Here is a 23,891-nt window from a genome sequence, read left to right on the forward strand (position 1 = left end):
TAATTAAAAAATTTTATCTTTGTTTAATATATTTTGAGGATCTAAAAGTTTTTTTATTTTTTTCATTATCTCTATTTCCTTAACACTTTTGGTTTTTTTAAAATCATCTTTTTTTAAAATTCCTATTCCATGTTCTGCACTTACAGATCCTTTAAACTCAATTATTAAATTGTTTATTATTTTTTTTATTTTTTTTTCAAATTTATAAAAATCTTTTTGTAAATTTTCAGGTTCTATTAGGTTGAAATGAATATTAGAGTCTCCCAAATGACCAAAAATATGAAATTTAATTCCAGGTAATAATTTATTTATTTGCTCTTTTGACTTTTTTAAAAATATATCCATATAATTTATTGGAACAGAAATATCAAAACCAAGAAGTTTACCCTCTATTTTCTGAGCTTCAGTTAAAGATTCTCTAAATTTCCAAAAATCAATATTTTCTTTTTCATTTTGACCAAGCAAAAATTCAACGCAATTTTTTTCTTGGTCTATGAAAAATTGCTCTAAATTTTCCATATATTTTTCTGATCTATCAAAATAAATAAACTTAATTAATAAATAATAATTAGTTTTTTTTTTAAAAAACCTTTTATTTAATAAATTGTGTTTCAAACAAAGTTCGAAAGATAGGTCTGAAATAAACTCAATTCTTTCAATTTTATCTCCAAAATTTTTTCTTACATATTTAAAAATATTTATGACATTCTCAAAATTTGCAATTGATATAAAACAAGTAGATTCATTTACAGGTTTAGGAAAAATTTTTATTCTTGCCTTTGTGATAATACCTAATGTTCCTTCAGAACCACAAAAAATATCCTTTAAATTGTAACCTGTATTATCTTTAATTAAATTAGAGCCAAGCGTTAAAATATCTCCATTTGATAATACAACCTCTAAAGCTAAAATATTTTCTCTAATTGAACCATATTTAATAACATTCATTCCACCTGCGTTAGTTGATATTGCTCCACCAACTTGAGCGGAGCCAATAGAACTCATATTTAATGGAAAAGTATAATCTTTATCTTCTAACTTGGAAATAGCATGCTGAAGAATAACACCAGCCTCTAATTCAACTGATAAATTTTGCTCATCAATTTCTAAAATTTGATTCATTTTCTCTAAATTTAAAATTATTTGATTTCTATTTTTAGAGGGTGCAGTTCCACCAACAAGACCTGTATTACCCCCTTGAGGAATTAGTTTGATATTATAAGTTTTTGCAAGTTTAACAATTTTTGAAACTTCTTTTGTTGTCTTTGGAAATATTACACCTAAAGAAATTTTAGTAAATCTTCCTCTCCAATCTGATGAATATTTTTTATTTAACTCTTTGTCTTCTGAATAAGTAATATACTTTGAGATAGATTTTAATTTTTTCTCAATTTTATCATTTTTCATATTATAGTATTCTCTCTGATAAATTTGTCTGCTTCAGATAAAATTAATTTTTTTCTATCAGGTTTCATTTTATCAAAGATACGAACCATCATTGAAAGACGAGGATTTTTTAAAAAAAATTTTCTGTTTCTATCTATGAATCTCCAGTAAAGACCATCCATGGTGTTACACCAATCACCTTTCTTAAAATCCATCATTTTCATAAAATATGCAGATCCACAAATATATGGTTTGGTCGCGAAAATCCCTCCATCACTAAACAATCCCATTCCATATACATTGGGAACCATTACCCAATCTGATGAGTCTACAAACATCTCCATAAACCACTTATAAACAATTGTGGGCTTTATCTCACAAAGATTCATGATGTTGGATAAGATCATTAATCTTTCAATGTGATGTGACCAACCATAATTGACTGCATTTTTAATTGCATAATCTAAAGGTGGAAGACCAGTTGAACCCTCATACCATGAACTTTTCATTTTTCTATTCTGTTTAAAAAAATTTCCAGTTTCCATTTCTTGTGAGTAGGACTGGTAAATTCCACGCATAAATTCTCTCCAACCAATTACCTGACGTACATAGCCCTCTAAAGAATTGATTCTAATTTTATTTTTTTTATGAAAATCTAAAATTTTTTGGATAACAAATTCAGGTGTTATTATACCTAAATTTATATAAGGACTTAAAGCACTATGAAAAAGAATATTGTCTTTTTGATCTACAGCATCTTCATAATCACCAAATAGATTGGATTTTTCTTTTATAAAAAAATTTAAAAGTTTAACTACATCATCATATGTAGTAGCAAACCAAAAATTCTCTGTACTTCCTGGATGATTTTTAAATTCCTTCTCAATAATAGGCTTCAATTTTTTTGTATGACTAGTTTCATTAATTTTGGGAAATTTAGGAATTAATATATTTTTTGGTAATTTATTTCTGTTATCTTCATCAAAACTCCATTTACCTCCGATTGGATTACCATCTGACCCCATCAATATTCCAGATTTTTTTCTAACATCCTTGTAGAAAGTTGCCATAAATGGTTTCTTTGATTTTGATAAATAATTTTTAAAATACTCTCTAGAATTTAAAAACATTGGTGTTTGAATTACATTCCAATTAATTTTTTCTTTTTTTAAAAATTGAGAAATTTTTTTTTCAAAAAATTTATCCTCTACTTCGAAACTAGAAATTTCTTTTATTTTTTTTTGAGTAATAATTTTTTTTAACTTTTTTAAATAATCATCATGAAACTCTTTGTCTTCAATTTTGACATAGTCTAATTTAAATTTATTTTTCTTTAACTCATCGGCATAAGATCGCATTGATGATAAAAATAATAAAATTTTTTGTTTATGATGCTTTTCATAAGTGCATAAAGCCTTATCTTCAGCCATAAAGAATAGATGGTCTTTTTTGAAGCGGTCTATGTATTTTGTTGGAAATAATTGGTTGCCAAGTATAAAAAATAACTTCATATTTAAATATAACTAATAAAAGTTTTTATGTCAGAAAAATATCTTATTTTTGGTGCAACTGGCTCGATTGGATCTAGTTTAGCAGAACAATTAAAAAATTCAGGAAATGATATTCATTTAGTTGCAAGAAATGAAAGTGAACTTGCTCCAATTGTAGAAAAGCTTGGGTGTTCATATACGATCGCAGATGTTCTTGAAGAAGGTTTCGTAGAAAAAGTTAAATCAGATATTCCTGAAATCAAAGGATTGGCTTACTGTGTAGGATCCATAGACTTAAAGCCACTTAGAATGATTAATGAACAAGATTTTCAAAAATGTATGAAACTGAATCTTTATTCTGCTGTTGAAGCTATCAAGGGATATCAAGAAACTTTAAAAAAAAATAAAGGTTCAATTGTAATGTTTTCAACTGTTGCCGCACAAAGAGGTTTCACTAATCATGCAATTATCGCATCAGCAAAGGCAGCTGTTGAAGGTCTGACTGTTTCTTTGGCTGCAGAATTTGCTCCAAACATAAGAGTAAATTGTGTGGCACCAAGCTTAACAAAATCTAAAATTGCTGAACCCATGTTAAAAAATGCTGCTTTAGCAGAAGGTATTGCAAAAGCTCATCCATTAAAAAGATTGGGGGAAGGAAAAGATTCAGCATCAGTTGCTAAATTTTTACTTACAGAAGATAGTTCTTGGATCACTGGTCAAGTTATAGCTGTAGATGGTGGTAGATCTAAACTTTCATAAAGTGAAAAAATTTATTTTTATATTTTTTTTTATTTTTATTTCTGCAACAGCAAATTCTAAAAATTATAATTTTGAAAAATTAGGGTCTTTTAGTGAACCATGGGGTTCAAGTTTCATTAATAGTGAAGAATTAATTGTTACAGAAAAAGGTGGCAAAATTAAAATAATAAACATTGTTTCAAAAAATATTTCTGAAGTTGAACATAATTTAAACTATTTTGTTCATGGTCAAGGTGGTCTTTTAGATATTATTCATAAAGATAAAAAATTATGGATTTCATATTCAGAAAATAGAGGAGACTGGAAAACCAGTACCTCAATTGCAAAAGCAGATTTAAATAAGAATTCTTTAAATTTTAAAAATATATTTCAAGCAAATCCACCAATTGAGTCTGGATATCATTTTGGATCTAGACTTGCTATCAAGGAAAATTACTTATTTGCTTCTGCAGGTGAAAGGGGCATGAATATGATTGCTCAAGATCCAACTCAACATCCAGGAAGCATTATTAGAATAAATTTAGATGGAAGTTTTCCAAAAGATAACCCTAAGTTTGAGGATAAGCCAGATTGGCTTCCAGAGATATACCAGATAGGAGTTAGAAATCCTCAGGGTTTAACTTTTTCAGAATTTGATGGAAAAATTTATATGAGCAATCATGGAGCAAGGGGTGGTGACTGGTTTGGAGAAGCCAAAAAAGGCGAAAATTATGGTTGGAAAATTTTAGGTTGGGGAGGAACAAATTACTCAGGAACTAAGATTGGTCCAAAATGGAAACTAGGATTTACAAAAGCCATTCAATATTGGGCTCCTTCAATCGCTGCAAGTGCTATTACAATTTATAAAGGTAAAGAGTTTGAAGAATGGAATGGTCATGCATTAATTACTTCTCTTAAAGATAAATCCTTAAGAAAATTAATATTTTCAAACACATCTGAAATCCAAGAGGAAGTTATTTTTAAAGATAAAATTGGAAGAATTAGAGACATACAAGTTCACCCTATTGATGGGAAAATTTACTTTCTAGCTGGAGATGATTTGTGGCTAATGGAAAAAAAAAATTAATAAATGAAAGAGAAACCTTATCACCACTTATCTGATGGAACTTTTCGAAATCCTAAGGGTTCACCTGTTGTAATATCTAGATCAGGGAAATTTTCTTATAGAACTTTTAGTAAATTAAGAAAAAATATTAGTCTTAATTTTCCAAAAGAGCATGTTGTTGAAAAAGAAAAAGTTAAATCTGATTTAGAAAAATACAAAAATGGTGATTACATTGCCTGGATTGGGCATGCTACTTATTTAATTAAATTAGGTAATACAACAATTATTACCGATCCCGTTTTTTCAAAAAATGCTGGTCCGTTAATATTTGGACCAAAGAGATTTACTAAACCTGCACTAGATCTGAACGAAATTCCAAAAACGGATTTATTTTTATTGACTCACAATCATTATGATCATCAAGACATGTCAACTATCAGAAATTTTCCATACAAAGATGCAAAAGTATTAGTTCCACTTAACCTTGGAAAATATTTTAAGAATTATGAAGATGTAAGTGAAATGGATTGGTATGATAACAAAAATATTAATAGTGATTTAAAAATAACCTTACTACCAGCAGTTCATTGGTCAAAAAGAAGCCTAACAGACACAAATAAAACTTTGTGGGGGAATTTTTTAATTGAATATAAAAATAGAAAAATTTTATTTGCTTGTGATACTGGTTATGGAAATATCTATAAAGAACTAGGAGAAAAATATGGTCCAATTGATCTTACTATGATCAACATTGGAGCATATAATTTTAAACCAATGTTTGATAAAACTATTTATCATACAACTCCAGAAGAAGCTTTAAATATAGCAAAAGATCTTAAAAGCAAAAAAGTATTAGGAATGCATTGGGGGACTTTTGTTTTATCTTTAGAGCCAATTATGGAACCACCAATTCGATTTAAAGATAATGCAGAAAATTATGGATTTAAAAGAGAAGATGTAATTACATTTAATATTGGTGAGGTAAAATCCTTAAACGAATTATTATAACTACAATATAGTTATTCTATGCATAATTCTATTGCCTTTAAAAGGAGTAGCTTGGTGGAGCATGGATCTATTATCCCAAATAGCTAACTGATCTTTTTCCCATTCTAATGAGTATTGAAATTTTTTTTTAACTTGGTGCTTAAATAATTGTTTTTTAACTTTTTCAGAATTTTTTAAATTTGGAGAAAATCCTACAAGATGTCCAGGACTGCAATAAATCGTATTTTTAGAGTTTATTTTTTTTATAATTTTATGAATAGATTTTAATTCTTCAATCTTTCTACCCTTCTCTTTTACTCTTTCTCTTGTAGTAACTGAAATTGGTCCTTCAGAAGAGTACCTTCCCTTCACTTTAATTAATTTATTTTTTATTGATTTAGACAAATAATCATAAGCTAAATATTGAGAGGAAAATTCAGTATTTGCTCTACCCTTTTTAGGAACTAGTTTAGAATAAAGCATTGTAAATCTAGGTGGTTTTTTTGTGTAGATTGAGTCTGTGTGAAACTGTTCTCCAAAACTAGGTCCCTTGTCTGTTGCTTTTCTTTGAACGACAGTAATTTGTTTATATTTCGTACTTAATCCTTTTAATCTTGGATATTTTGCTAATTTACCAAAATGTTTAGCAAACGCTATATAATCTGAAGAATTTAGTTTTTGTCTTCTAAAAAAAATCATACCATAAAGTTCGAGTGCTTTAAAAAAAAATTTAAAATCTTTTTTAGAAATTTTTTTAACGTTACCAGTAATCTCTGCCCCAATATTTTTTTTATTGGGAATTATCTTAAACATGTCTAAATTTAATTATTTAGTAATTTACTTTTAGCTTTCTCAAACTCTTCTTGAGTAAGAGCTCCATTTTTATACAACTCATTTAATTTAGAAATTTCAGAACTTAGATCGTTACTTTTTGAAGGTCTAATTACTGTTTCTGAATCTGCTTCTGTTTCCCCAGGTTTATTGGGTCGATTATCAACTTTAGCCTTAAAGCCCTTCATGATTGCAGAACCACCTAGGTAAAAAACAAATCCTAAAATTGGCACTGCTAAAGCAAAAAAAATAATTTTTTCCATTAATTAATCCTCATCCTCATCTCTCCAACCTTTTTCATACATCAAATATCCAGCTAAGATAACAGAAAAAACTCCAGCAATCATTCCAAAATCAAATCCAACTTGCTTATTATATAAATACCAACCCAATTGAGTAGCTCCAATTGGAACTGCAGTTAACAAAATCATTATAATTGCAATTCTGTATTCGTATTTAGGTTTTTTCATCTAGACTAGCTTATCAAATACAACAGTAATTTAATCAGTTTAAATATCCTTGAGACAATTAAACTTAGATAAAAAGTCTTTATTTTTGTGATCTTTTAAAACACTCAATTGTGTTTTTTAATAAACAAGCGATAGTCATTGGCCCTACACCACCTGGAACTGGGGTTAAAGCTTTTGCATTTTTTGAAACATCTTCAAAATCAACATCTCCAACAATACCTTTGTCAGTTTTATTGATACCAACATCAATTACTATTGCATCTTTCTTTACCCAATCTCCTTTTACAAGCTCAGGTATTCCAACTGCTGCAACAATTATATCAGCTTCTAAACATTCAGTTTTTAGATCTTTAGTTTTTGAATGAGTAATTGTTACAGTACAATTTTCTTTCAAGAGTAATTGGGTCATTGGTTTTCCATTTAAATTTGATCTACCAACTACAACTGCTTTTTTTCCACTTAAATTTGGTTCAATTTTTTTAATTAACAAGTAACAGCCAAGAGGTGTACAAGGAACTGAGCTTTCATAACCCGATGAAAGATTTCCTACATTCATTGGATGAAAACCATCTACATCTTTAGAAGGATCAATGGTCTCAATAACTTTTTGTTTATCTATATGTTTTGGTAATGGTAATTGAACTAAAATACCCGAAACTGTTTCATCTTTATTTAGTTCCTCAATTTTTTTTAAAACAGTTTTTTCTTCAACACTATCAGGATATTTAATTACTTCTGATTTTAACCCTACTTCGTTTGCTGATTTTTCTTTATTACGAACATAAATTTGACTTGGAGTAAGATCCCCAATTAATATCACCGTTAAACCAGGAACTTTATTATATTTGGATTTAAGTCCTGATACTTCTTGTTTTAATTCTTCTCTTAATTCAGCTGCAGCTTTTTTTCCGTCAATTAAAATCATTTTACTTTTTAAAATATAATTGGTGCAATGTAGAGCTTCATACACATTTCAATAAACCAAATCAACAGAAGAAGAATGATTGGTGAAATATCTAGTGATCCTAAATTAGGCAAAAAACGTCTAATTTTATTAAGAATTGGCTCAGTTAATTTGTAAGTAAGCTCCAAAATTGAGTAAACAAATCTGTTTTGAGTATTTAAAACATTAAATGCTATCAACCAGCTTATAACTACATTTGCAATTACTACATAAGAATACAGTTTTAAAATCTGTAAAACTAAATAAAAAATTGCTATCATTTTTTCTCAACATAAATTGACTGACTTGGGAAAGCAAAAGAGGCCTTATTTTTTTCTACAATCTGCTTAATTTCAATTGCCAATCTCTCTTTAACTTCTAGTGAATTACTCCAACTATTTGAATTCGTGAAACATCTTACCAATAAATCTATTGAGCTATCAGAAAACTTCTCAATTCTAACCGCAACCCCAGTTGATTGATTAAAGTCTTCACTGTTGTTTATATAACTTTCAATTTCCTCTCTTATTTTCTTTAATTGATCAATCGTAGAGTCGTACTGCAATGTAATTATCCATCTAATTCTCCAATTAGATGTTTCGCTAACATTAACCACAGCATTTTCTGCAAATTGAAAATTAGGAATAATCGCTAGAGATTTATCAAATTTTCTTATTGTTGTTGATCTAAAACCAATTTTTTCAACTGTGCCTTCAATAATCCCATCTACTGCAATCCAATCTCCAATTTTGAATCTTTTTTCAACTAATACTAAAATTCCAGAAATTAAATTTTTAAATAAATCTTGTGCTCCAAGCGCAACAGCAACCCCAAACAAACCAAGACCAGCAATAATTGGTCCTATCTTAATACCCCATAATTCTAGTACTGCAGCTAATCCTAAAATAAATATTAAAATCTTAAGTGATTTAATTATCCAACCAATAAGTTCTCTAGTTAAAAGTTTATCTAGTCCACTTAAGATATATGAAATGGGTTCAATAATTTGGTGAATAACCCAAAAAATTAATATCGTAATTAACGTTCTATTAATTGTATCAACTACTTCTCTACCCTCTGTTGAAAAAGTCATGTAGTAACTTGCAATAAAGAAACCTAATACAATTGGTAAAAATCTAGCTGGACCAATTAATGACTGAACAAAAGTATCATCTAATTTGTTTGTTGTTCTTTTTGAGATAATTTCTAATTTTTTTATAATTAATTTACTAATTAACCCTCTAAAAACCAAAAAAAGTAAGAATATCCCTATTCCAATTAAAATTTGAAAAATATCAACACCAAGTATTCCTTTGTTCCAAACAGATAAAAATATTTCAGAAAAATTATTTATTAATTCCATACCTAAATTTTATATAACAAAAACTCTTCTTCTCCAGGATTAAAAAGAAATATCTTTTTCCATTTGATTTCATTCAATATTGACGAGGTTTTTTCACCTATACACATCAAGTTTGTATTCATCCAAAGGTTTTCTGTTTGATAGATTTTTATAAAATTTAAGAAACTAGAGGCACTATTTTGAGAATAAACATAAACAATATCTGGTATATTCTGCTTTAATTCGTTAACAAAATTTTCATCAAAATTTTCAGTATGATTTACCTTATAATTGATAATACGTTTAACAGCATACCCTTCTTTTAACAATTGTTTGTCTAAATCAGTTGTTATGATCTCACCACTTATATAAAGAAGTGGAGTTTCTTTTAATTCATAATTTTGTAGAATTAGTTCTTTAAGATTTGAAACATTCCCTTCTGCAGAAATTGTATTTTGGAAACCTAAATTTCTAGCTTTTTTTTCTGTAGCATTACCAACGCAAAAACAAATTAATTTTTTATTTAAATTTTCTACATTTAAATTTTTTACAGCATTGGAACTTGTAAAAATTAAACCACCATAATCACGAGAGTTAATTTCTTCATGTTGAACTTTTTGAATATTTATTAATGGTAGATGAGATACTTTATGATCTAAAGATTGAAACTTAACTATCATTTCTGAGCAATCTTCTATAGGTCTAGTTAACAAAATGTGCATTTTACTTTTTATACGAATTATTAGATTTAATTTTTAAAGTGTTACCAACTTCTGTTCCAATTTCTTTAAACATATCAATATTACCAGATTTTTTTTCATAAAATATTTGAGAACCATCTAGTGAGAATAGTTCAGCTTCAACGGTAATTTTATTCCCTTCTATAATTGAATGAGCACCTATTGCAGTTTCGCAGTCGCCTTCCAATACCTTTAAAATGTTTCTCTCTATGTGAGCTCTCATATAAGTATCTTTGTGATTTATTTTTTCCAAAACTTTTATAATTTCATCATCATCATCTCTACACTGTAAAGCAATAATACCTTGGCCTGCACTTGGAATAATTTGATCAGTCGGAAAAATTTCAGAAATTTCATTATCTAAATTTAAATATTTTATACCCGCATAAGACAAAACTATTGCATCATAAATACCTTCCTTTAGCTTTTTGATTCTAGTATCTACATTTCCTCTTATTAATTTACAGATAACATCTGATCTTATTTTTTTAATTTGAAATTCCCTTCTATAAGATGAGGTTCCTACTATTGCATTTTGTTTTAATTCCTTAATATTTTTCTTGTCATTTGTTATTAAAATTTCTCTTGGATCTGTCCTTTCTAAGAATGAATTTGTTCTAAGTCCCTCAGTTTCAGTGGCTGGCATATCTTTTAATGCATGCACAGCTATATCAATTTTTTTTTCTTTCAGTTCTTTCTCAATCGTATTAGAAAATAAACCTTTACCACCGACCTCTGACAATCTTCGATCCTGAATTTGATCACCTTTTGTGGTTATTGTTTGAATGACAATCTGATCATCTGGTAAGTCTAAAACTTCAATAATTTTATCTTTAGCTTTTTGCGCATAAAGCAAAGCCAATTTACTTCCTCTTGAACCAATTATAATTTTTCTATTCATTAAAAATTTATTTCTTACTTGTATTGAGATTGTACAATTATTAAAAACTATTTGAATGAGTAAAAAACCCTTAATTCTTGGAATAGAAACTAGCTGTGATGAAACTGCAGCATCTATAATAACTGAAAATGACAAAGGAATTCCAACAGTTTTATCCAATATTGTTTCTAGTCAGGTAGATGTTCACAAAGAATTTGGGGGAGTAGTTCCCGAACTAGCCGCAAGATCACATATAGAAAAAATAGATTGGATTGTTGAAAAAGCAATTTCAGATAGTGGAAAAAAAATTGAAGAAATTGATGCTGTTGCTTCAACTGCTGGGCCAGGTTTAATTGTTTGTTTGTCAGTTGGTTTAAGTTTTGGAAAAGCTTTTGCAAGCGCAATTAATAAACCTTTTATAGCAGTTAACCATCTTGAAGGTCATGCATTAAGTCCTAAGTTAAATTCCCATTTAAATTATCCCTATCTATTATTATTAATTTCAGGAGGTCACTCACAGTATTTAAGTGTTCAAGGTCTTGGAAAATATAAAAGATTAGGAACAACTATTGATGACGCATTAGGTGAAGCATTTGATAAAACAGCTAAACTTTTAGGAATTGAATTTCCTGGTGGACCACAAATCGAGGTTTTGGCAAAAAAAGGAGATCCTGAAAAATATGATTTGCCTAAACCAATTTTTAATAAAGGTGGATGTAATTTATCTTTTGCAGGATTAAAAACTGCAATTTTAAAAATTGCAAAATCTATAAAAACAGATCAAGAAAAATTTGACTTAGCAGCCTCTTTTCAGAAAACTGTTGAAGAAATTCTTAATAAAAAAACAAAGATAGCATTTGAAGAATTTGAAAAAGAAAACAAATTAAAAGAAAAAGTTTTTGTAGTTGCTGGTGGTGTTGCTGCTAACAAAAAAATTAGATCAATGTTAATTAATTTATGTGAGGCTAAAAATTATAAAAGTATATTTCCACCAATAGAACTTTGTGGGGACAATGCTGCTATGATTGCAATGGTAGGTTTAGAAAAATATAAATTAAATAAATTTAATACTTTAGATTACCCAGCAAAACCTAGATGGCCTTTAGATGAAAAAGCTGCATTTTTAAAAGGTGCGGGAGTACAATTATAATGAATTATTGGTTATTAAAATCTGAGCCAGATGTTTGGTCCATTGAGCAACAAATTAAGGCTGGCAAAAAAGGTGCACCCTGGGATGGTGTTAGAAATTATCAAGCAGCAAACAATCTAAAAAATATGAAGAAGGGTGATCTATGTTTTTTTTATCACTCTAATATTGGCAAAGAAGTGGTTGGGATAGTAAAAGTAATTAAAGAACACTATTTAGATAAAACTGATAAGACTGGAAGATTTGTTGCAGTAACAGTCCAATTTAAAAGTAAGTTCTCTAAACCAGTGACCCTTGAAAATATCAAAAAAAATAAGGATTTAAGCGATTTAGCGCTTATTAAACAAAGTAGACTTTCAGTAATGCCAATTGATGATAAAAGCTGGAAAATTATAAATAACATGAGTAAAATTTAAAAAAAAATAATCCATGCCAAAAAAAAAGAAAAAAGCTAAATCTAAAAAAAAAACTAAAGTAAGAAAGAAAACTGCAGTTAAGAAAAAAACTAAAGTTAAAAGAAAAAAATCAAAAAAAATTTTAAAACAAAGTGAAAAATCTGCTCCTGAATTAATTATAAAAACTAAACCTGAGTGGATCAAAAGTAGTTTGGCCAACAAAAGTAAATACGAGCAAAAATATTCTCAATCTATAAAAAATAACGACGAATTTTGGAAAAAAGAAGGAAAAAGAATTACTTGGATTAAACCTTATAAAAAAATTAAAGATGTTAAATACAGTTCTAAAGAAGTAAAAATTAAATGGTTTGAAGATGGAACACTAAATGCATCTGCAAACTGTATCGATAGACATCTAAAAGATAAAAAAGATAAAACAGCAATAATTTGGGTTGGTGATGATCCAAAAGATAGTCAAAAAATTACTTACAAACAGCTTCATCAAAAAGTTTCTAAAGCAGCAAACGGTTTAAAAAAATTAGGTATTAAAAAAGGGGATAGAGTTACAATTTATCTTACGATGATACCAGAACTTGCTATTTTAATGTTAGCATGCGTTAGAATTGGTGCTGTCCACTCAATTATTTTTGGAGGTTTTTCAGCAGACTCTATTTCTGGAAGAGTGAATGACTGTGAGTCTGAATATATAATTACAGCAGATGAAGGTGTTAGGGGAGGAAAAACTATTCCATTAAAAGAAACAACTGATGAAGCATTAGAGAGCTGTCCTAATGTAAAAAAATGTATCGTTGTTAAACGTACAGGAAATTCAATTAGTTGGAATTATGATAGAGATGTTTGGTATCATGATTTAATTAAAGATGTTCCTTCACAGTGTGAGCCAGAGGAAATGAACGCAGAAGATCCTTTATTTATTTTATACACATCAGGTTCAACTGGAAAACCAAAGGGAGTTTTGCACACAACAGGTGGATACATGGTGTATGCATCAATGACTCATCAATATATTTTTAATTACAAACCAAAAGATATTTATTGGTGTACTGCTGATATTGGTTGGGTAACAGGTCACAGTTATATTATCTATGGTCCTCTTTCGAACGGTGCAACAACTATAATGTTTGAGGGAATACCAAACTATCCTGATAGTTCTAGATGGTGGCAAATAGTAGATAAATACAAAGTAAATACTTTTTATACTGCACCCACTGCAATCAGAGCTCTAATGAGAGAAGGTGATAAGCCTGTAAAAAAAACATCTAGAAAATCTTTAAAGTTACTTGGAACTGTTGGTGAACCAATAAATCCAGAAGCTTGGATGTGGTATTACAAAACAGTTGGAAATTCTAAGTGCCCAATTGTAGATACATGGTGGCAGACAGAAACAGGAGGGATATTAATTGCCCCTCAAACAGGTGCTATTCCTTTAAAACCTGGCTCTGCAACAAAACCATTTTATGGAATTAAGCCCATGTTGGTTGATAAATCAGGCAAAGAGATAAAAGGACCTGGAGAAGGAAGACTTTGCATAGCACAATCATGGCCTGGACAAATGAGAACAGTATATGGGGATCATCAAAGATTTATTGATACTTACTTTTCTCAGTTTGAAGGCAAATATTTTACTGGTGACGGATGTCGAAGAGACAAAGATGGATATTATTGGATTACAGGTCGAGTAGATGATGTAATTATTGTGTCAGGACACAACTTAGGTACAGCTGAAATTGAAAGTGCATTTGTAGCTCATCCAAAAGTAGCAGAGGCAGCAGTAGTAGGTTACCCACATGATATTAAAGGTAATGGATTATATTGTTATGTAACATTAAATGCTGGTGAAAGGGAAACTGGTGAACTCGAAAGAGATCTAAAACTTTGGGTAAGAAAACAAATTGGTCCACTTGCTACACCTGACTTAATTCATTTCACTCCAGGACTTCCAAAAACAAGATCTGGAAAAATTATGAGAAGAATTTTAAGAAAAATTGCTGCAAATGAACATGGTCAATTAGGAGACACAACTACCTTGGCCGATCCTAGCGTTGTTGATAGTTTGGTTGAAAACAGAAAAAATATTTAAAACTGTATTCTGTCTTTAAATTCTTTTTTAATAACATCCCATTTTAAAATAACAGAATTTAAAACTATTTTTCGATCAAGTGTTTTTAGCTCATCAGCTATTGGTGCCCATTTATACATTGATAAAGCACTTGGGTTGAAAGGACGATCATTATGATACTTTTCCCAATCAATATTAATTAGTCTTTCATCAAATTCTTTTTTTGCAACTTCGATGACATTTAAAGGCATGTTGTTCGTTGTCTCATCATCTAAAATTTTTAAAAAAATTTCCTTAGCTTTATCTAGTTCATTAAAACTAGAATTAACCTTTAAATAAGAAAAAGTAAAAAACGTTAAATCTTGAAGAGCAACAGAATATATATTCCATTTAGCTTCATTTACAGACTTCATAAATTCATCATTATCAAAATGAAGAACATATCTTGTCCCCATCCTAGTTTTTAAATAACTATAAAGTGTAACTTGAGATATCCATGCAGATTTTGTTTGAACAAACTCTTCTAACTCATCTAAAGTTTTAATTTTTTTTTTTGGTACAAAAGCTTTAAACAATGAAAAAAAATAAACTTTGAAATCACTCAATGATAAATCTTTCCAACTTAATTTTTTTTTATCCATAAAAAGTTAATTTTATTGAAATTATTAGAAAAAATTAACCTAATACGGCTAATTTTACACTTTTATTCTCTTTCATAATGGTTAAGGTTTTAACAGTTATAACTAAAAAAGAGAGGTATACATGGCGAAAAACGCTCAACACTGGGAAAAGACCAGAGGCTTGTTGTTTGTAACACTTGCAATCTGGGCTGTATTCTCAATGGGTATATTCCTTTTCGGAGCTGAAATGAACGAAGTTTCTGGACCTTTTGGGTATCCATTAACTTATTGGTTCACATGTCAGGGTTCTCTTGCAATATTTGTAATCCTTATTTTCTGGTTTGCAGGTAGACAAGAAAAAATTGATGAAGAGTTCGGCTTTAGTGAAAAAGGAGACGACTAATGATTAAGGGTAATTTTATAGATAACTTGCCTAAAGTTTATGGAATCTACACAGGTGGATTTATAGGTTTCATAATCTTAATGGCGATTGGTGAGCAGATGGGTATGTCTGCAAAAGCAATAGGTATTTGCTTTGTAGGTTTTACCATTTTCATCTACGCAGCAATTGGTTGGCTATCTCGAACAGCCCAAGCAAGTAACTATTACGTAGCTGGAAGAACGGTTCCAACTGTGTTCAACGGAATGGCAACAGCAGCCGACTGGATGTCTGGTGCTTCGTTCGTTGCAATGGCAGGTGGTATTTACTTCAAGGGTTATGGATATATGGCTTTGCTTGTAGGTTGGACAGGTGGTTATGTGTTAGTTGCAACTTTATTAGCACCATACTTAAGAAAATTTGGATGTTACACAGTTCCAGATTTCGTAGGTACTAGATACGGTGGTAATACTGCAAGATTGATGGCGGTTATCGTTTTAACTGTTGCATCATTCACATATGTGACTGCACAAATTAACGCTACAGGTACTATTGCAGCTGTTGCTTTAGATATCCCATTCCAATACGCAGTATATGTTGGACTAGTTAGTATTTTACTATGTTCAATGCTTGGTGGTATGAGAGGGGTAACTTGGACACAGGTTGCACAATACATTGTACTAATCATAGCTTACCTACTTCCAGTATTCTGGATCAGTAACAACATTGGTGCGGGTTTCTTCCCACATTTCATGTTAGCTGATGAAGTTGCTAGGATTGGTGAGTTAGAGCAACAGTATGGGTTTGTTAAAAACTCTGCTGCTGATTTAGCTACAGTACCTAAAGGGTTAGCTGGTATTACTAAGGCTCACTCTGAAGTAAACGCAACACCTTGGGCTTTCATCTCATTAGCATTAGCAATGATGATGGGAACAGCTTCATTACCACACGTAATGATGAGGTTCTTTACTACTCCAAGTGTAAAAGCAGCTAGAAAATCAGTAGGTTGGTCGGTATTCTTTATCTTCCTACTATATTCTTCTGCACCAATGTTAGCGACATTATCTAAACTTGCTTTGATTGATCCAAACTTACCAACAGGTATTATTGGTAAATCAATTGCAGAAGTTCAAGCAATCGATTGGTATCAAAACTGGAACCAAGCAAATCTGATGTTTGTAAACGACTTTAATGGAAATGGAACTGTTGAATTAAACGAGTTCTTCATGGGTGGTAAAGCCGTTGTATTAGCAACACCAGAAATTGCTGGATTACCATATGTAATCTCAGGTCTAGTTGCTGCTGGAGGTTTGGCAGCTGCGATGTCAACTGCAGATGGTTTGATTCTTGCAATCGCAAATGCAATCTCACATGATGTTTACTACAAAATGGTAGACCCTAAAGCTGAGACTGCTAAGAGACTAGTTGTTGCGAGGGTATTACTTGTAGTAATTGGTTTTGCAGGAGCAACTATAGCAGCAATGGAGATCCAAGGTATCTTAGGTTCAGTAATCTGGGCTTTTGACTTTGCGATGTCTGGATTGTTCTGGCCACTTGTACTTGGTGTATGGTGGAAGAGAGCTAATAAAGAAGGTGCTATAGCTGGTATGGTCTTAGGATTAGTTTCTGGTTTCGCGTATCTAGTTTGGGTACGAAGTGGTGGAAGCGGATTCTTAGGAATTACTCAGTTAACATTTGGTATCTTCGGATCTACTGTTAGCTTAGTGGCTATGGTTGTTGTAAGTTTAATGACTTCAGCACCGAGCGCTGCAACACAAAAAATGGTTGATGATTCTAGGGTACCTGCGGGTGCGTCTGTAATCGGCGGCCAAAAATAAATAATCTTTTTAAGGGGCGATTAATTTCGCCCCTTTTATTTCTTTTTAAGATCAAATATAAATCCCTTAATGTCAGCTAACTTTCATCCTTTAGTTTATATAATTGACTATATCCTTGGAATTATAATGTGGACTTTAGTTGGAAGAGTAGCAATGAATATCTTTCAAAGAGAAGACTCTGAATTTTTCTTTATGAAAGTTTTTGTAAAATTTACAAATCCCATATTGAGAATTTTTAAGCTTGTCACACCATCATTTATTATACAACCATTAGTGCCACTTTACGTAGCTTGGTTCTTTTTCATGATTAGATTTTATTTGATGCCTTGGATCTTAGGATATTCAGTTATGGGGATGTTGTCTTTTCCTCTTGAAAGTGAAATTTCTAGGCAGATTTATCAATTTTTTAATTCAATTAAATTTTAAAAATTGATACTAGTAAATCTAGATATCAATGAAAAATATACAAATATCACCTTCAATTTTATCAGCTGATTTTAGCCAATTAGGGAATGAAATAAAAAGACTTGAGGAAGGTGGGGCCGACATGATTCATGTAGATGTTATGGATGGACACTTTGTTCCAAACTTAACAATCGGCCCTCCAGTAATTAAAGCTCTCAGAAAACATTGTTCATTAAAATTCGATGTTCATTTAATGATTTCTCCAGTACATAAATACATAGAAGCTTATGCGGATGCGGGTGCAGATATAATTACTGTGCATCCAGAAGCAACTGACAATTTAGAAGATTCAATAAATAAAATAATAGATCTAAAAAAAAAGGTAGGAGTTTCTCTTAATCCTGAAACAAGTATAGATTTAATAAAAAATCTTTTAGATAAAATTGATTTAGTTTTAATAATGAGTGTAAATCCTGGGTTTGGTGGACAAAAATTTATGCCAGAAGTTTTAGAAAAAATTAAACAATTAAAAAAAATTAGAGAAATAGAAAAACTTAACTTTGATATTGAAATAGACGGTGGGATAAATTTTGATAATTGTAAAATAGCAATTGAAGCTGGTGCTAATATTCTTGTATCTGGTACAACGGTTTTTAAAAGCAATGATGGAGATATTAAAAAGAATATTAATTTATTAAAAACAAAATAAGTTAATGCAATCTCGAAATTCCTTAAATCTTTCTAATGGAATATTTTTTAAGTTAAAATCTTCATTTAAAAAATTATATAAAAATTCAAATTTTTATGAAAAACGAATTTCAAAAACTTTTGATAACAATTTTGAATATAAACCAAGTCCTCATCTTTTATCTTCAATTATAAAGTATCAGAAAAAAAAATATAAGATTGAAGATTTTGTAACTGAAACTATCTGGACAAACAATATTTCTTCTAAAGACTTTAAAAAACTAAACAATTTTTTTTGGTTTTTTAGTTTGGATTTAAAATCATCCAAAGAAACCACGCAATCTATTATTCTCAATTGGATTAATAAAAATGAAAAATTTGATGAAAATATTTGGGAATTCAATATTACTGCAAAAAGAATTATTGCTTGGCTTTCCAATCATCAGTTAACTTATGAAGATAGTAATGAGGAATATAGATTATATTTTAATCATATGCTTCAAAAACAAACTAACCATTTATTAAATGAGATCAAAAATTTAGATGAAACAGAAGAAAAACTGATTGGCTGTGCGGCAATAATTTTAACAGGTTTAGCGTATAAAGATGAGAAAAATTATTTAGAGAGTGGTTTAAATATATTAAAAAATTTAATCAAAAACTCTCTTGATAAACAAGGTTTTCCCAAATCAAGAAATATTCAAAATTTAGTTTTTTATCTTAAATATCTAATCATTATTAGAGAATGGTTTAAAGAATCACAAAATCCAATTCCAGAATATGTTGATGAAACTATATATTATTTAGGATCCAGTTATGCTTTTATATGGCAAAACATAAAACAAGATATCTTTTTTAATGGAAATTATTCATCTAATCATAATGAATTTGACCAATATTTAAAACGATTTGGATATACTTTTAAAAATGAAATTAATGAGTTAGCTGGGTATACAATATTACAAAATAAAAAATTTATCCTTGCAGCTGATATTGGATCAAATCCTGAAAAAATATATACCAAAAATTATCAGGCAGGCGCCTTATCTTTTGAAATTTTTTCTAACGATAAAAAATTAATTTCAAATTCTGGATATTATCCAGATCCAAAAAACAGACTGAATAAATTTTCCAAAAGCACTGCTTTGCAAAGTACACTTTCAATTGAAGATTATTCTTCATGTGATTTTATTAAAGCTGGAGATAATTTTTTGATACAAAAAGATTTAAAAATTGAAAATAAAAATATAGTTTTTGAGAAGAATTATTGGAAAATTTCAGCTAGTCATAATGGTTACTTGAAAAAGTTTAAATTAGATCATCATAGAGAAATAGAATTCTATCCTGAACAATTTAAATTTATTGGTCATGATAAAATAGTAAGGAAAAATCCTGATAAGCAAATTAAATTTGATATTAGATTTCATCTTCATCCCGACTCTAAAGTTATGAAAACACAAAATAATAAGTTTATATTAATACAATTAGAAGATGAAGGTTGGCAATTTAGTTGTGATAACTATGATATAAATATTGATAATGGTTTATATTTCGGTAATAAAAATTCGTATCAAGAAAACCAAAATATATTTATCTCTGGCATGAGTAATGAAAGTGAACAAATAATTAAATGGGAAATAAGTAAAATTTAATGAAAAAAATAAAGACAGCTCTTATTTCTGTATCAGATAAAAATAATTTAAAACCAGTTTTAGAAATTTTAAAAAAATATCAAATCAAAATTATTAGTTCTGGCGGAACTTATAAAGAAATAAAGAAATTAAAATTTAATTGTTTAGAAGTATCTGATTTTACAGATTCTCCTGAAATTTTAGAGGGAAGAGTTAAAACCTTGCATCCAAAAATACACGCAGGAATCCTTAATAAAAGAAATAATAAAACACATTTAAATGACTTAAAAAAAAACAATTTTGAAAATATTGATCTAGTAATTGTAAATTTTTATCCCTTTGAAAAAACTTTAGAAACTACAAATAATCATAAAAAAATAATTGAAAATATAGATGTGGGGGGTCCCACAATGGTTAGGTCTGCTGCTAAAAATTATAATGATGTAACCGTGATTACCTCTTCTAATCAATATCAAGAATTAATTGATGAGATGAATAAAAATAACGGAGCTACATCATTAAATTTCAGAGAAAAACTATCAAGAACAGCTTTTACAGAAACTGCTTACTATGACTCGATAATCTCAAACTATTTTAATAAAAAAGCAAACATACACCTGCCAGATAAAAAAGTTTTTTCTGCAAATTTAATTGAAAAACTTAGGTATGGAGAAAATCCACATCAATTCAGTGGATACTACTCAAAAAATTTAAAAACTAATTTAAAACAAATTCATGGAAAGCAACTAAGTTATAATAATTATAATGATATATTTGCTGCCTTGACTATTTCAAAATCATTACCAAAAAATAAAGGCACAGTAATTGTAAAACATGCAAACCCTTGTGGTGTATCAATAAATTCAAATCCTATAGATAGTTATAAATCTGCATTAGCATGTGATCCCATAAGCGCTTTTGGGGGAATAGTCTCTTGTAATTTTAAAATAACGAAAAATCTTGCAGTTGAGCTAAATAAACTTTTTTTAGAAGTAATTATTGCTAATGGTTTTGATAGTAACGCCTTAAAAATACTTAAAACTAAAAAAAATTTACGTGTAATTGATGCAACAAATTATTCACTCAGTGAAATTACAAAATTCAATTCATCAAACGAAGCAATATTAGTTCAATCTGAAGACTTAAAAATATTTAAAAATACAGATTTTAAAGTTGTATCTAAAAGAAAACCAAACCCTAAGATGCTTAGAAATCTAATTTTTGCATTCAATGTTTGTAGATATGTCAAATCCAACGCAATAGTTCTTGCAAGAAATGAATCAATTGTTGGTATTGGATCAGGTCAACCAAGCAGATTAGATAGCTGCGAGATAGCAATTAGTAAAATGATAAAATTTAATTTATTTGGAAATAATTTAGTTGCAGCATCAGATGCTTTCTTTCCATTTGTAGATGGAATTGAAAAATTAGTTCAATCAGGAGTTCAAGCTGTAATTCAGCCTTCTGGATCAATTAGAGATAAAGAAATTATTAAATTTGCAAATGAAACAAATACAATTCTACTCTTTTCAAAGACAAGACATTTCAGACATTAGTAATTTTATCTATCTTAGCAGCTAAAATAAAATCATTTTCTGAGAGGCCTTTGATTGCATGTGTGGTAATTTTAATTTCTGCATAACCCCAACCAAAATTTATATCTGGATGATGACCCTCTTCCTCAGAAATTTTACCAACTTCATTAACAAAATTTTGACTTTTTAAAAAGTTTTCAAATCTAAATTTTTTAAATAGAAAAAATATTTTATTTTCATCTTCTATAATATCCCAGCCATCAACTTTCTTCTGATATTTATGAATTTCAGATACATCAAAAGGAAGGACTCCACCTTCACAAGGTAAACATTTTTTTCTTAAAAGATCATCACTCATAAAATTTGGAGCGGGCAAAGGGGGTCGAACCCTCGACCTTCTCGTTGGCAACGAGACGCTCTACCACTGAGCTATGCCCGCTTAAAAAAAATATTATAACTAAACACTTTTTTTAATTCAATCAATACTAATTTACATTTTCTATGTTATATTTAATTTTATTATGAAAAAAGAAGATCTACCAATTAATATTCCCGTATTTCCATTAAGTAATTTTATCATTTTTCCAAAAACTACAGTCCCATTAAATATCTTTGAACCTCGTTATATTGATATGATTAACGATAGTATGAAATCAAATAAAATAATAGGAATGATACAACCTCAATCATCTAGCTATCAAAAAGTTCAACCTGAGCTTCATAAAGTGGGTTGTATTGGTAAAATAACTAGTTTTAGAGAAACAGATGACGGTAGATATTTAATAGAATTAAAAGGTGTCATAAGATTTAAATCTGTCGAAGAATTAGATACTTTAACTAAATATAGAATCTTACACGTAGATTATAGTGATTACATTCAAGATTTAGATAATAAAAAAGAAGATCTTAAATTTTCAGATTTAGAGTTAATCTTTAAAGACCTAAAGTCTTTGTTTGAAAAAAAAGGTTTCATCATTAATTGGAAAGCACTGGAAAAACAAAGTCTAGATGAAACAATAAACGCCTTATCTATGGCCTCACCTTTTTCTCTAGAGGAAAAACAAGTTTTATTAGAAGCTCAAAATTTAGATATTAGAAAAAATAAAATTGCTGAGATATTAAAAACATATACTCACGACATCTATGAAAATAACACTATTCAATAATCAATAACTCAAACCAGTATCTGCTAATTTTTTTAGCATGTTATTTATAGAATTTTTGCCTCCTATATATTTTAAAGAACTTAAAAGTAAATTATTCCTAACCTTACTTTCATGGTTAAAAAATTCATAAATAAAGTCAATGCCGTTTGAAAAAATATAATTTCTATGTTTTGTATTTTTTTGAAATTCTTGATTAACAGAATTATTTATTGGTAATCCAAGATCTATTTTATTTTGAATTATCTCTAATAATATTTTTATATCTCTAATCGTCATATTAAATCCTTGTCCAGCTAAGGGATGTATTTTGTGAGTTAATTCACCAAAAGCCAGAATATTTTTATGATAATAATTTCTTAAACTTGCAGAGAATAATTTAAATGAAGATATTTTTTTAATTTTTTTTATTTTATATTTTGGATTATATAAGTTTATAAGTTCTATTAAATTCTTTTTTTTAATTTGAGCACTATTTTTTATAGAATAAACAACAGAAGTTTCTTTATCAGAAATAGGTAAAAATGCCAAAGGTCCAATCTTTGTAAATACTTGTCTTGCAATTATATTATCAATTTTCTCGTGTTCTAGTATTAAAGTGTAAGCTAAGCTTTTATATTTTTTGATAATTTTTTTACTAAAAAATTTTTTTGCAATTACATTTGTAAAATTTAAATTTATTAAGAGATTATATTTATTCTGAATATTTTCTAAATTTATTTGATTTTGTATTTTAAAAAATTTATTTTTTTTGAGACTTTTTTCTAAAATATTATAAAGATCAAAACTTCTAACCATTGAAAAAAGTTCTTGATTATTATTTTTAAACTCCAATAATTTTTCTTTATTTAGTTTGTCAGAAAGAATTTCTATTTTATTTAATTTCCAAATTATTTTATTAATATTGACTATATTATTATTAAAATATTCAACATTACTTCTTGTAATACCTATTGTTCTAGATTGATCTATTATTTGTTTTTTTTTATCTCTTAAAATATCTACATGTATATTCTGATTAACTAAAGCTTTAGCTAAAGCTAAACTAGTTAGTCCACTTCCTATTAAACAAATCCTCATATTATTTTTAATTTTAACAACAAAAATTAGATGATACAAAGTGGTATAATTGATTTGT

General features: G+C 28.9%; 26 protein-coding genes and 1 tRNA gene. 13 read left to right on the forward strand and 14 right to left on the reverse strand.

Features of this window, described 5'->3' with window-relative positions; genetic code table 11:
* Window positions 1-3 precede the first annotated feature (3 nt).
* Both VP90_RS04725 and VP90_RS04730 read right to left on the reverse strand, forming a co-directional pair.
* Window positions 4-1,407, reverse strand: a complete 1,404-nt coding sequence (locus tag VP90_RS04725; protein ID WP_262589957.1) for an FAD-binding oxidoreductase — start codon at window positions 1,405-1,407, stop codon at window positions 4-6.
* Window positions 1,404-2,897 carry a cryptochrome/photolyase family protein gene (locus VP90_RS04730; protein WP_262589958.1) on the reverse strand — a complete coding sequence of 498 codons (1,494 nt, stop codon included), beginning with the start codon at window positions 2,895-2,897 and terminating at the stop codon, window positions 1,404-1,406. Before VP90_RS04730 ends, VP90_RS04725 begins: the two co-directional genes overlap by 4 nt.
* A gap of 27 nt (window positions 2,898-2,924) precedes the next feature.
* On the opposite strand from VP90_RS04730, the gene VP90_RS04735 reads away from it, so the two are divergent.
* From VP90_RS04735 to VP90_RS04745, 3 genes are read left to right on the forward strand one after another with little or no spacing between them, the layout of a single operon-like run.
* The gene (locus VP90_RS04735; RefSeq protein WP_262589959.1) at window positions 2,925-3,635 is read left to right on the forward strand and encodes an SDR family NAD(P)-dependent oxidoreductase; all 711 of its coding nucleotides are present in this window, start codon (window positions 2,925-2,927) and stop codon (window positions 3,633-3,635) included.
* Window positions 3,610-4,701, forward strand: coding sequence for a PQQ-dependent sugar dehydrogenase (locus VP90_RS04740; RefSeq protein WP_262589960.1), 1,092 nt, complete (start codon window positions 3,610-3,612; stop codon window positions 4,699-4,701). The genes VP90_RS04735 and VP90_RS04740 overlap by 26 nt, the downstream gene beginning before the upstream one ends.
* Before the next feature lie 3 nt (window positions 4,702-4,704).
* Entirely contained in the window at window positions 4,705-5,688 is a 984-nt protein-coding gene (locus tag VP90_RS04745; RefSeq protein ID WP_262589961.1) for an MBL fold metallo-hydrolase, read from the forward strand.
* Here the strand turns inward: VP90_RS04745 and VP90_RS04750 are convergent, their stop codons facing one another.
* The 8 genes from VP90_RS04750 to hemC all read right to left on the reverse strand — a co-directional run bounded on the left by VP90_RS04750 (window position 5,689) and on the right by hemC (window position 10,894).
* Window positions 5,689-6,480, reverse strand: a complete 792-nt coding sequence (locus tag VP90_RS04750; protein ID WP_262589962.1) for a TauD/TfdA dioxygenase family protein — start codon at window positions 6,478-6,480, stop codon at window positions 5,689-5,691.
* Window positions 6,481-6,488: 8 nt separating this feature from the next.
* On the reverse strand, window positions 6,489-6,761 hold the full coding sequence (locus VP90_RS04755; RefSeq protein WP_262589964.1) for an SHOCT domain-containing protein: 273 nt from the start codon (window positions 6,759-6,761) through the stop codon (window positions 6,489-6,491).
* 3 nt (window positions 6,762-6,764) lie between these two features.
* Window positions 6,765-6,968 carry a hypothetical protein gene (locus VP90_RS04760; protein ID WP_262589965.1) on the reverse strand — a complete coding sequence of 68 codons (204 nt, stop codon included), beginning with the start codon at window positions 6,966-6,968 and terminating at the stop codon, window positions 6,765-6,767.
* A gap of 79 nt (window positions 6,969-7,047) precedes the next feature.
* Window positions 7,048-7,893, reverse strand: coding sequence for a bifunctional 5,10-methylenetetrahydrofolate dehydrogenase/5,10-methenyltetrahydrofolate cyclohydrolase (locus VP90_RS04765; RefSeq protein WP_262589967.1), 846 nt, complete (start codon window positions 7,891-7,893; stop codon window positions 7,048-7,050).
* An 8-nt stretch (window positions 7,894-7,901) separates the two neighbouring features.
* Window positions 7,902-8,192 (reverse strand): YggT family protein, encoded by a 291-nt coding sequence (locus tag VP90_RS04770; protein WP_262589968.1) that lies wholly within the window; start codon window positions 8,190-8,192, stop codon window positions 7,902-7,904.
* Entirely contained in the window at window positions 8,189-9,274 is a 1,086-nt protein-coding gene (locus tag VP90_RS04775; RefSeq protein ID WP_262589969.1) for a mechanosensitive ion channel family protein, read from the reverse strand. Before VP90_RS04775 ends, VP90_RS04770 begins: the two co-directional genes overlap by 4 nt.
* A 2-nt stretch (window positions 9,275-9,276) precedes the next feature.
* Window positions 9,277-9,975, reverse strand: a complete 699-nt coding sequence (locus VP90_RS04780) for a uroporphyrinogen-III synthase (RefSeq protein ID WP_262589970.1) — start codon at window positions 9,973-9,975, stop codon at window positions 9,277-9,279.
* Between the two features lies 1 nt (window position 9,976).
* Window positions 9,977-10,894, reverse strand: a complete 918-nt coding sequence (gene hemC / locus VP90_RS04785) for a hydroxymethylbilane synthase (protein ID WP_262589971.1) — start codon at window positions 10,892-10,894, stop codon at window positions 9,977-9,979.
* A gap of 55 nt (window positions 10,895-10,949) precedes the next feature.
* Between hemC and tsaD the strand changes: the two genes are divergently transcribed.
* The 3 genes from tsaD to acs are packed head-to-tail and all read left to right on the forward strand — an operon-like array spanning window position 10,950 to window position 14,516.
* Window positions 10,950-12,023 carry a tRNA (adenosine(37)-N6)-threonylcarbamoyltransferase complex transferase subunit TsaD gene (gene tsaD, locus VP90_RS04790; RefSeq protein ID WP_262589972.1) on the forward strand — a complete coding sequence of 358 codons (1,074 nt, stop codon included), beginning with the start codon at window positions 10,950-10,952 and terminating at the stop codon, window positions 12,021-12,023.
* Complete coding sequence (locus VP90_RS04795; protein WP_262589974.1) at window positions 12,023-12,436, forward strand: EVE domain-containing protein; 414 nt, start codon at window positions 12,023-12,025, stop codon at window positions 12,434-12,436. Before tsaD ends, VP90_RS04795 begins: the two co-directional genes overlap by 1 nt.
* Window positions 12,437-12,449: 13 nt before the next feature.
* Entirely contained in the window at window positions 12,450-14,516 is a 2,067-nt protein-coding gene (gene acs, locus VP90_RS04800; protein WP_262589975.1) for an acetate--CoA ligase, read from the forward strand.
* Here acs and VP90_RS04805 read toward each other — a convergent pair.
* Window positions 14,513-15,136 carry an esterase gene (locus VP90_RS04805; RefSeq protein ID WP_262589976.1) on the reverse strand — a complete coding sequence of 208 codons (624 nt, stop codon included), beginning with the start codon at window positions 15,134-15,136 and terminating at the stop codon, window positions 14,513-14,515. The two genes, acs and VP90_RS04805, sit on opposite strands and share 4 nt — an antisense overlap.
* A 121-nt stretch (window positions 15,137-15,257) precedes the next feature.
* Here VP90_RS04805 and VP90_RS04810 point away from each other — a divergent pair, with 121 nt between their 5' ends.
* The 6 genes from VP90_RS04810 to purH all read left to right on the forward strand — a co-directional run bounded on the left by VP90_RS04810 (window position 15,258) and on the right by purH (window position 21,611).
* Window positions 15,258-15,518 carry a DUF4212 domain-containing protein gene (locus VP90_RS04810; protein WP_262589977.1) on the forward strand — a complete coding sequence of 87 codons (261 nt, stop codon included), beginning with the start codon at window positions 15,258-15,260 and terminating at the stop codon, window positions 15,516-15,518.
* Window positions 15,518-17,332, forward strand: a complete 1,815-nt coding sequence (locus VP90_RS04815) for a sodium:solute symporter family protein (protein WP_262589978.1) — start codon at window positions 15,518-15,520, stop codon at window positions 17,330-17,332. The genes VP90_RS04810 and VP90_RS04815 overlap by 1 nt, the downstream gene beginning before the upstream one ends.
* Before the next feature lie 69 nt (window positions 17,333-17,401).
* Window positions 17,402-17,758 (forward strand): hypothetical protein, encoded by a 357-nt coding sequence (locus VP90_RS04820; protein ID WP_262589979.1) that lies wholly within the window; start codon window positions 17,402-17,404, stop codon window positions 17,756-17,758.
* A gap of 28 nt (window positions 17,759-17,786) precedes the next feature.
* A complete protein-coding gene (gene rpe, locus VP90_RS04825; RefSeq protein WP_262589980.1) occupies window positions 17,787-18,446 on the forward strand; it encodes a ribulose-phosphate 3-epimerase in 660 nt (219 codons plus the stop codon).
* A gap of 4 nt (window positions 18,447-18,450) precedes the next feature.
* Window positions 18,451-20,076 (forward strand): heparinase II/III family protein, encoded by a 1,626-nt coding sequence (locus VP90_RS04830; RefSeq protein WP_262589981.1) that lies wholly within the window; start codon window positions 18,451-18,453, stop codon window positions 20,074-20,076.
* Window positions 20,076-21,611 (forward strand): bifunctional phosphoribosylaminoimidazolecarboxamide formyltransferase/IMP cyclohydrolase, encoded by a 1,536-nt coding sequence (purH, locus tag VP90_RS04835; protein WP_262589982.1) that lies wholly within the window; start codon window positions 20,076-20,078, stop codon window positions 21,609-21,611. The genes VP90_RS04830 and purH overlap by 1 nt, the downstream gene beginning before the upstream one ends.
* Here the strand turns inward: purH and VP90_RS04840 are convergent.
* Together VP90_RS04840 and VP90_RS04845 are read right to left on the reverse strand one after the other, a co-directional pair.
* Entirely contained in the window at window positions 21,601-21,948 is a 348-nt protein-coding gene (locus VP90_RS04840; protein ID WP_262589983.1) for a 4a-hydroxytetrahydrobiopterin dehydratase, read from the reverse strand. The genes purH and VP90_RS04840 overlap by 11 nt on opposite strands.
* A gap of 6 nt (window positions 21,949-21,954) precedes the next feature.
* Window positions 21,955-22,029, reverse strand: a tRNA-Gly gene (locus tag VP90_RS04845).
* Window positions 22,030-22,111: 82 nt separating this feature from the next.
* On the opposite strand from VP90_RS04845, the gene VP90_RS04850 reads away from it, so the two are divergent.
* A complete protein-coding gene (locus VP90_RS04850) occupies window positions 22,112-22,756 on the forward strand; it encodes an LON peptidase substrate-binding domain-containing protein (protein ID WP_262589984.1) in 645 nt (214 codons plus the stop codon).
* On the opposite strand, the gene VP90_RS04855 is transcribed toward VP90_RS04850, so the two are convergent.
* Entirely contained in the window at window positions 22,757-23,833 is a 1,077-nt protein-coding gene (locus VP90_RS04855; protein ID WP_262589985.1) for a ubiquinone biosynthesis protein UbiB, read from the reverse strand.
* Window positions 23,834-23,891 lie beyond the last annotated feature (58 nt).

This window comes from Candidatus Pelagibacter ubique HIMB140, from assembly GCF_025558165.1.
Lineage (GTDB): Bacteria > Pseudomonadota > Alphaproteobacteria > Pelagibacterales > Pelagibacteraceae > Pelagibacter > Pelagibacter ubique_T.

What these genes read in the sequence shown, in the direction of transcription:
- VP90_RS04760 (WP_262589965.1), bottom strand. Translation starts at nt 6,968, where the DNA reads ATGAAAAAACCTAAATACGAATACAGAATTGCAATTATAATGATTTTG.
- VP90_RS04830 (WP_262589981.1), top strand. Translation starts at nt 18,451, where the DNA reads ATGCAATCTCGAAATTCCTTAAATCTTTCTAATGGAATATTTTTTAAG.
- VP90_RS04795 (WP_262589974.1), top strand. Translation starts at nt 12,023, where the DNA reads ATGAATTATTGGTTATTAAAATCTGAGCCAGATGTTTGGTCCATTGAG.
- VP90_RS04780 (WP_262589970.1), bottom strand. Translation starts at nt 9,975, where the DNA reads ATGCACATTTTGTTAACTAGACCTATAGAAGATTGCTCAGAAATGATA.
- VP90_RS04810 (WP_262589977.1), top strand. Translation starts at nt 15,258, where the DNA reads ATGGCGAAAAACGCTCAACACTGGGAAAAGACCAGAGGCTTGTTGTTT.
- VP90_RS04740 (WP_262589960.1), top strand. Translation starts at nt 3,610, where the DNA reads ATGGTGGTAGATCTAAACTTTCATAAAGTGAAAAAATTTATTTTTATA.
- VP90_RS04855 (WP_262589985.1), bottom strand. Translation starts at nt 23,833, where the DNA reads ATGAGGATTTGTTTAATAGGAAGTGGACTAACTAGTTTAGCTTTAGCT.
- acs (WP_262589975.1), top strand. Translation starts at nt 12,450, where the DNA reads ATGCCAAAAAAAAAGAAAAAAGCTAAATCTAAAAAAAAAACTAAAGTA.
- VP90_RS04750 (WP_262589962.1), bottom strand. Translation starts at nt 6,480, where the DNA reads ATGTTTAAGATAATTCCCAATAAAAAAAATATTGGGGCAGAGATTACT.
- VP90_RS04725 (WP_262589957.1), bottom strand. Translation starts at nt 1,407, where the DNA reads ATGAAAAATGATAAAATTGAGAAAAAATTAAAATCTATCTCAAAGTAT.
- VP90_RS04805 (WP_262589976.1), bottom strand. Translation starts at nt 15,136, where the DNA reads ATGGATAAAAAAAAATTAAGTTGGAAAGATTTATCATTGAGTGATTTC.
- rpe (WP_262589980.1), top strand. Translation starts at nt 17,787, where the DNA reads ATGAAAAATATACAAATATCACCTTCAATTTTATCAGCTGATTTTAGC.
- VP90_RS04745 (WP_262589961.1), top strand. Translation starts at nt 4,705, where the DNA reads ATGAAAGAGAAACCTTATCACCACTTATCTGATGGAACTTTTCGAAAT.
- VP90_RS04735 (WP_262589959.1), top strand. Translation starts at nt 2,925, where the DNA reads ATGTCAGAAAAATATCTTATTTTTGGTGCAACTGGCTCGATTGGATCT.
- VP90_RS04765 (WP_262589967.1), bottom strand. Translation starts at nt 7,893, where the DNA reads ATGATTTTAATTGACGGAAAAAAAGCTGCAGCTGAATTAAGAGAAGAA.
- VP90_RS04815 (WP_262589978.1), top strand. Translation starts at nt 15,518, where the DNA reads ATGATTAAGGGTAATTTTATAGATAACTTGCCTAAAGTTTATGGAATC.
- VP90_RS04730 (WP_262589958.1), bottom strand. Translation starts at nt 2,897, where the DNA reads ATGAAGTTATTTTTTATACTTGGCAACCAATTATTTCCAACAAAATAC.
- VP90_RS04820 (WP_262589979.1), top strand. Translation starts at nt 17,402, where the DNA reads ATGTCAGCTAACTTTCATCCTTTAGTTTATATAATTGACTATATCCTT.
- VP90_RS04850 (WP_262589984.1), top strand. Translation starts at nt 22,112, where the DNA reads ATGAAAAAAGAAGATCTACCAATTAATATTCCCGTATTTCCATTAAGT.
- VP90_RS04770 (WP_262589968.1), bottom strand. Translation starts at nt 8,192, where the DNA reads ATGATAGCAATTTTTTATTTAGTTTTACAGATTTTAAAACTGTATTCT.
- VP90_RS04755 (WP_262589964.1), bottom strand. Translation starts at nt 6,761, where the DNA reads ATGGAAAAAATTATTTTTTTTGCTTTAGCAGTGCCAATTTTAGGATTT.
- hemC (WP_262589971.1), bottom strand. Translation starts at nt 10,894, where the DNA reads ATGAATAGAAAAATTATAATTGGTTCAAGAGGAAGTAAATTGGCTTTG.
- VP90_RS04775 (WP_262589969.1), bottom strand. Translation starts at nt 9,274, where the DNA reads ATGGAATTAATAAATAATTTTTCTGAAATATTTTTATCTGTTTGGAAC.
- tsaD (WP_262589972.1), top strand. Translation starts at nt 10,950, where the DNA reads ATGAGTAAAAAACCCTTAATTCTTGGAATAGAAACTAGCTGTGATGAA.
- VP90_RS04840 (WP_262589983.1), bottom strand. Translation starts at nt 21,948, where the DNA reads ATGAGTGATGATCTTTTAAGAAAAAAATGTTTACCTTGTGAAGGTGGA.
- purH (WP_262589982.1), top strand. Translation starts at nt 20,076, where the DNA reads ATGAAAAAAATAAAGACAGCTCTTATTTCTGTATCAGATAAAAATAAT.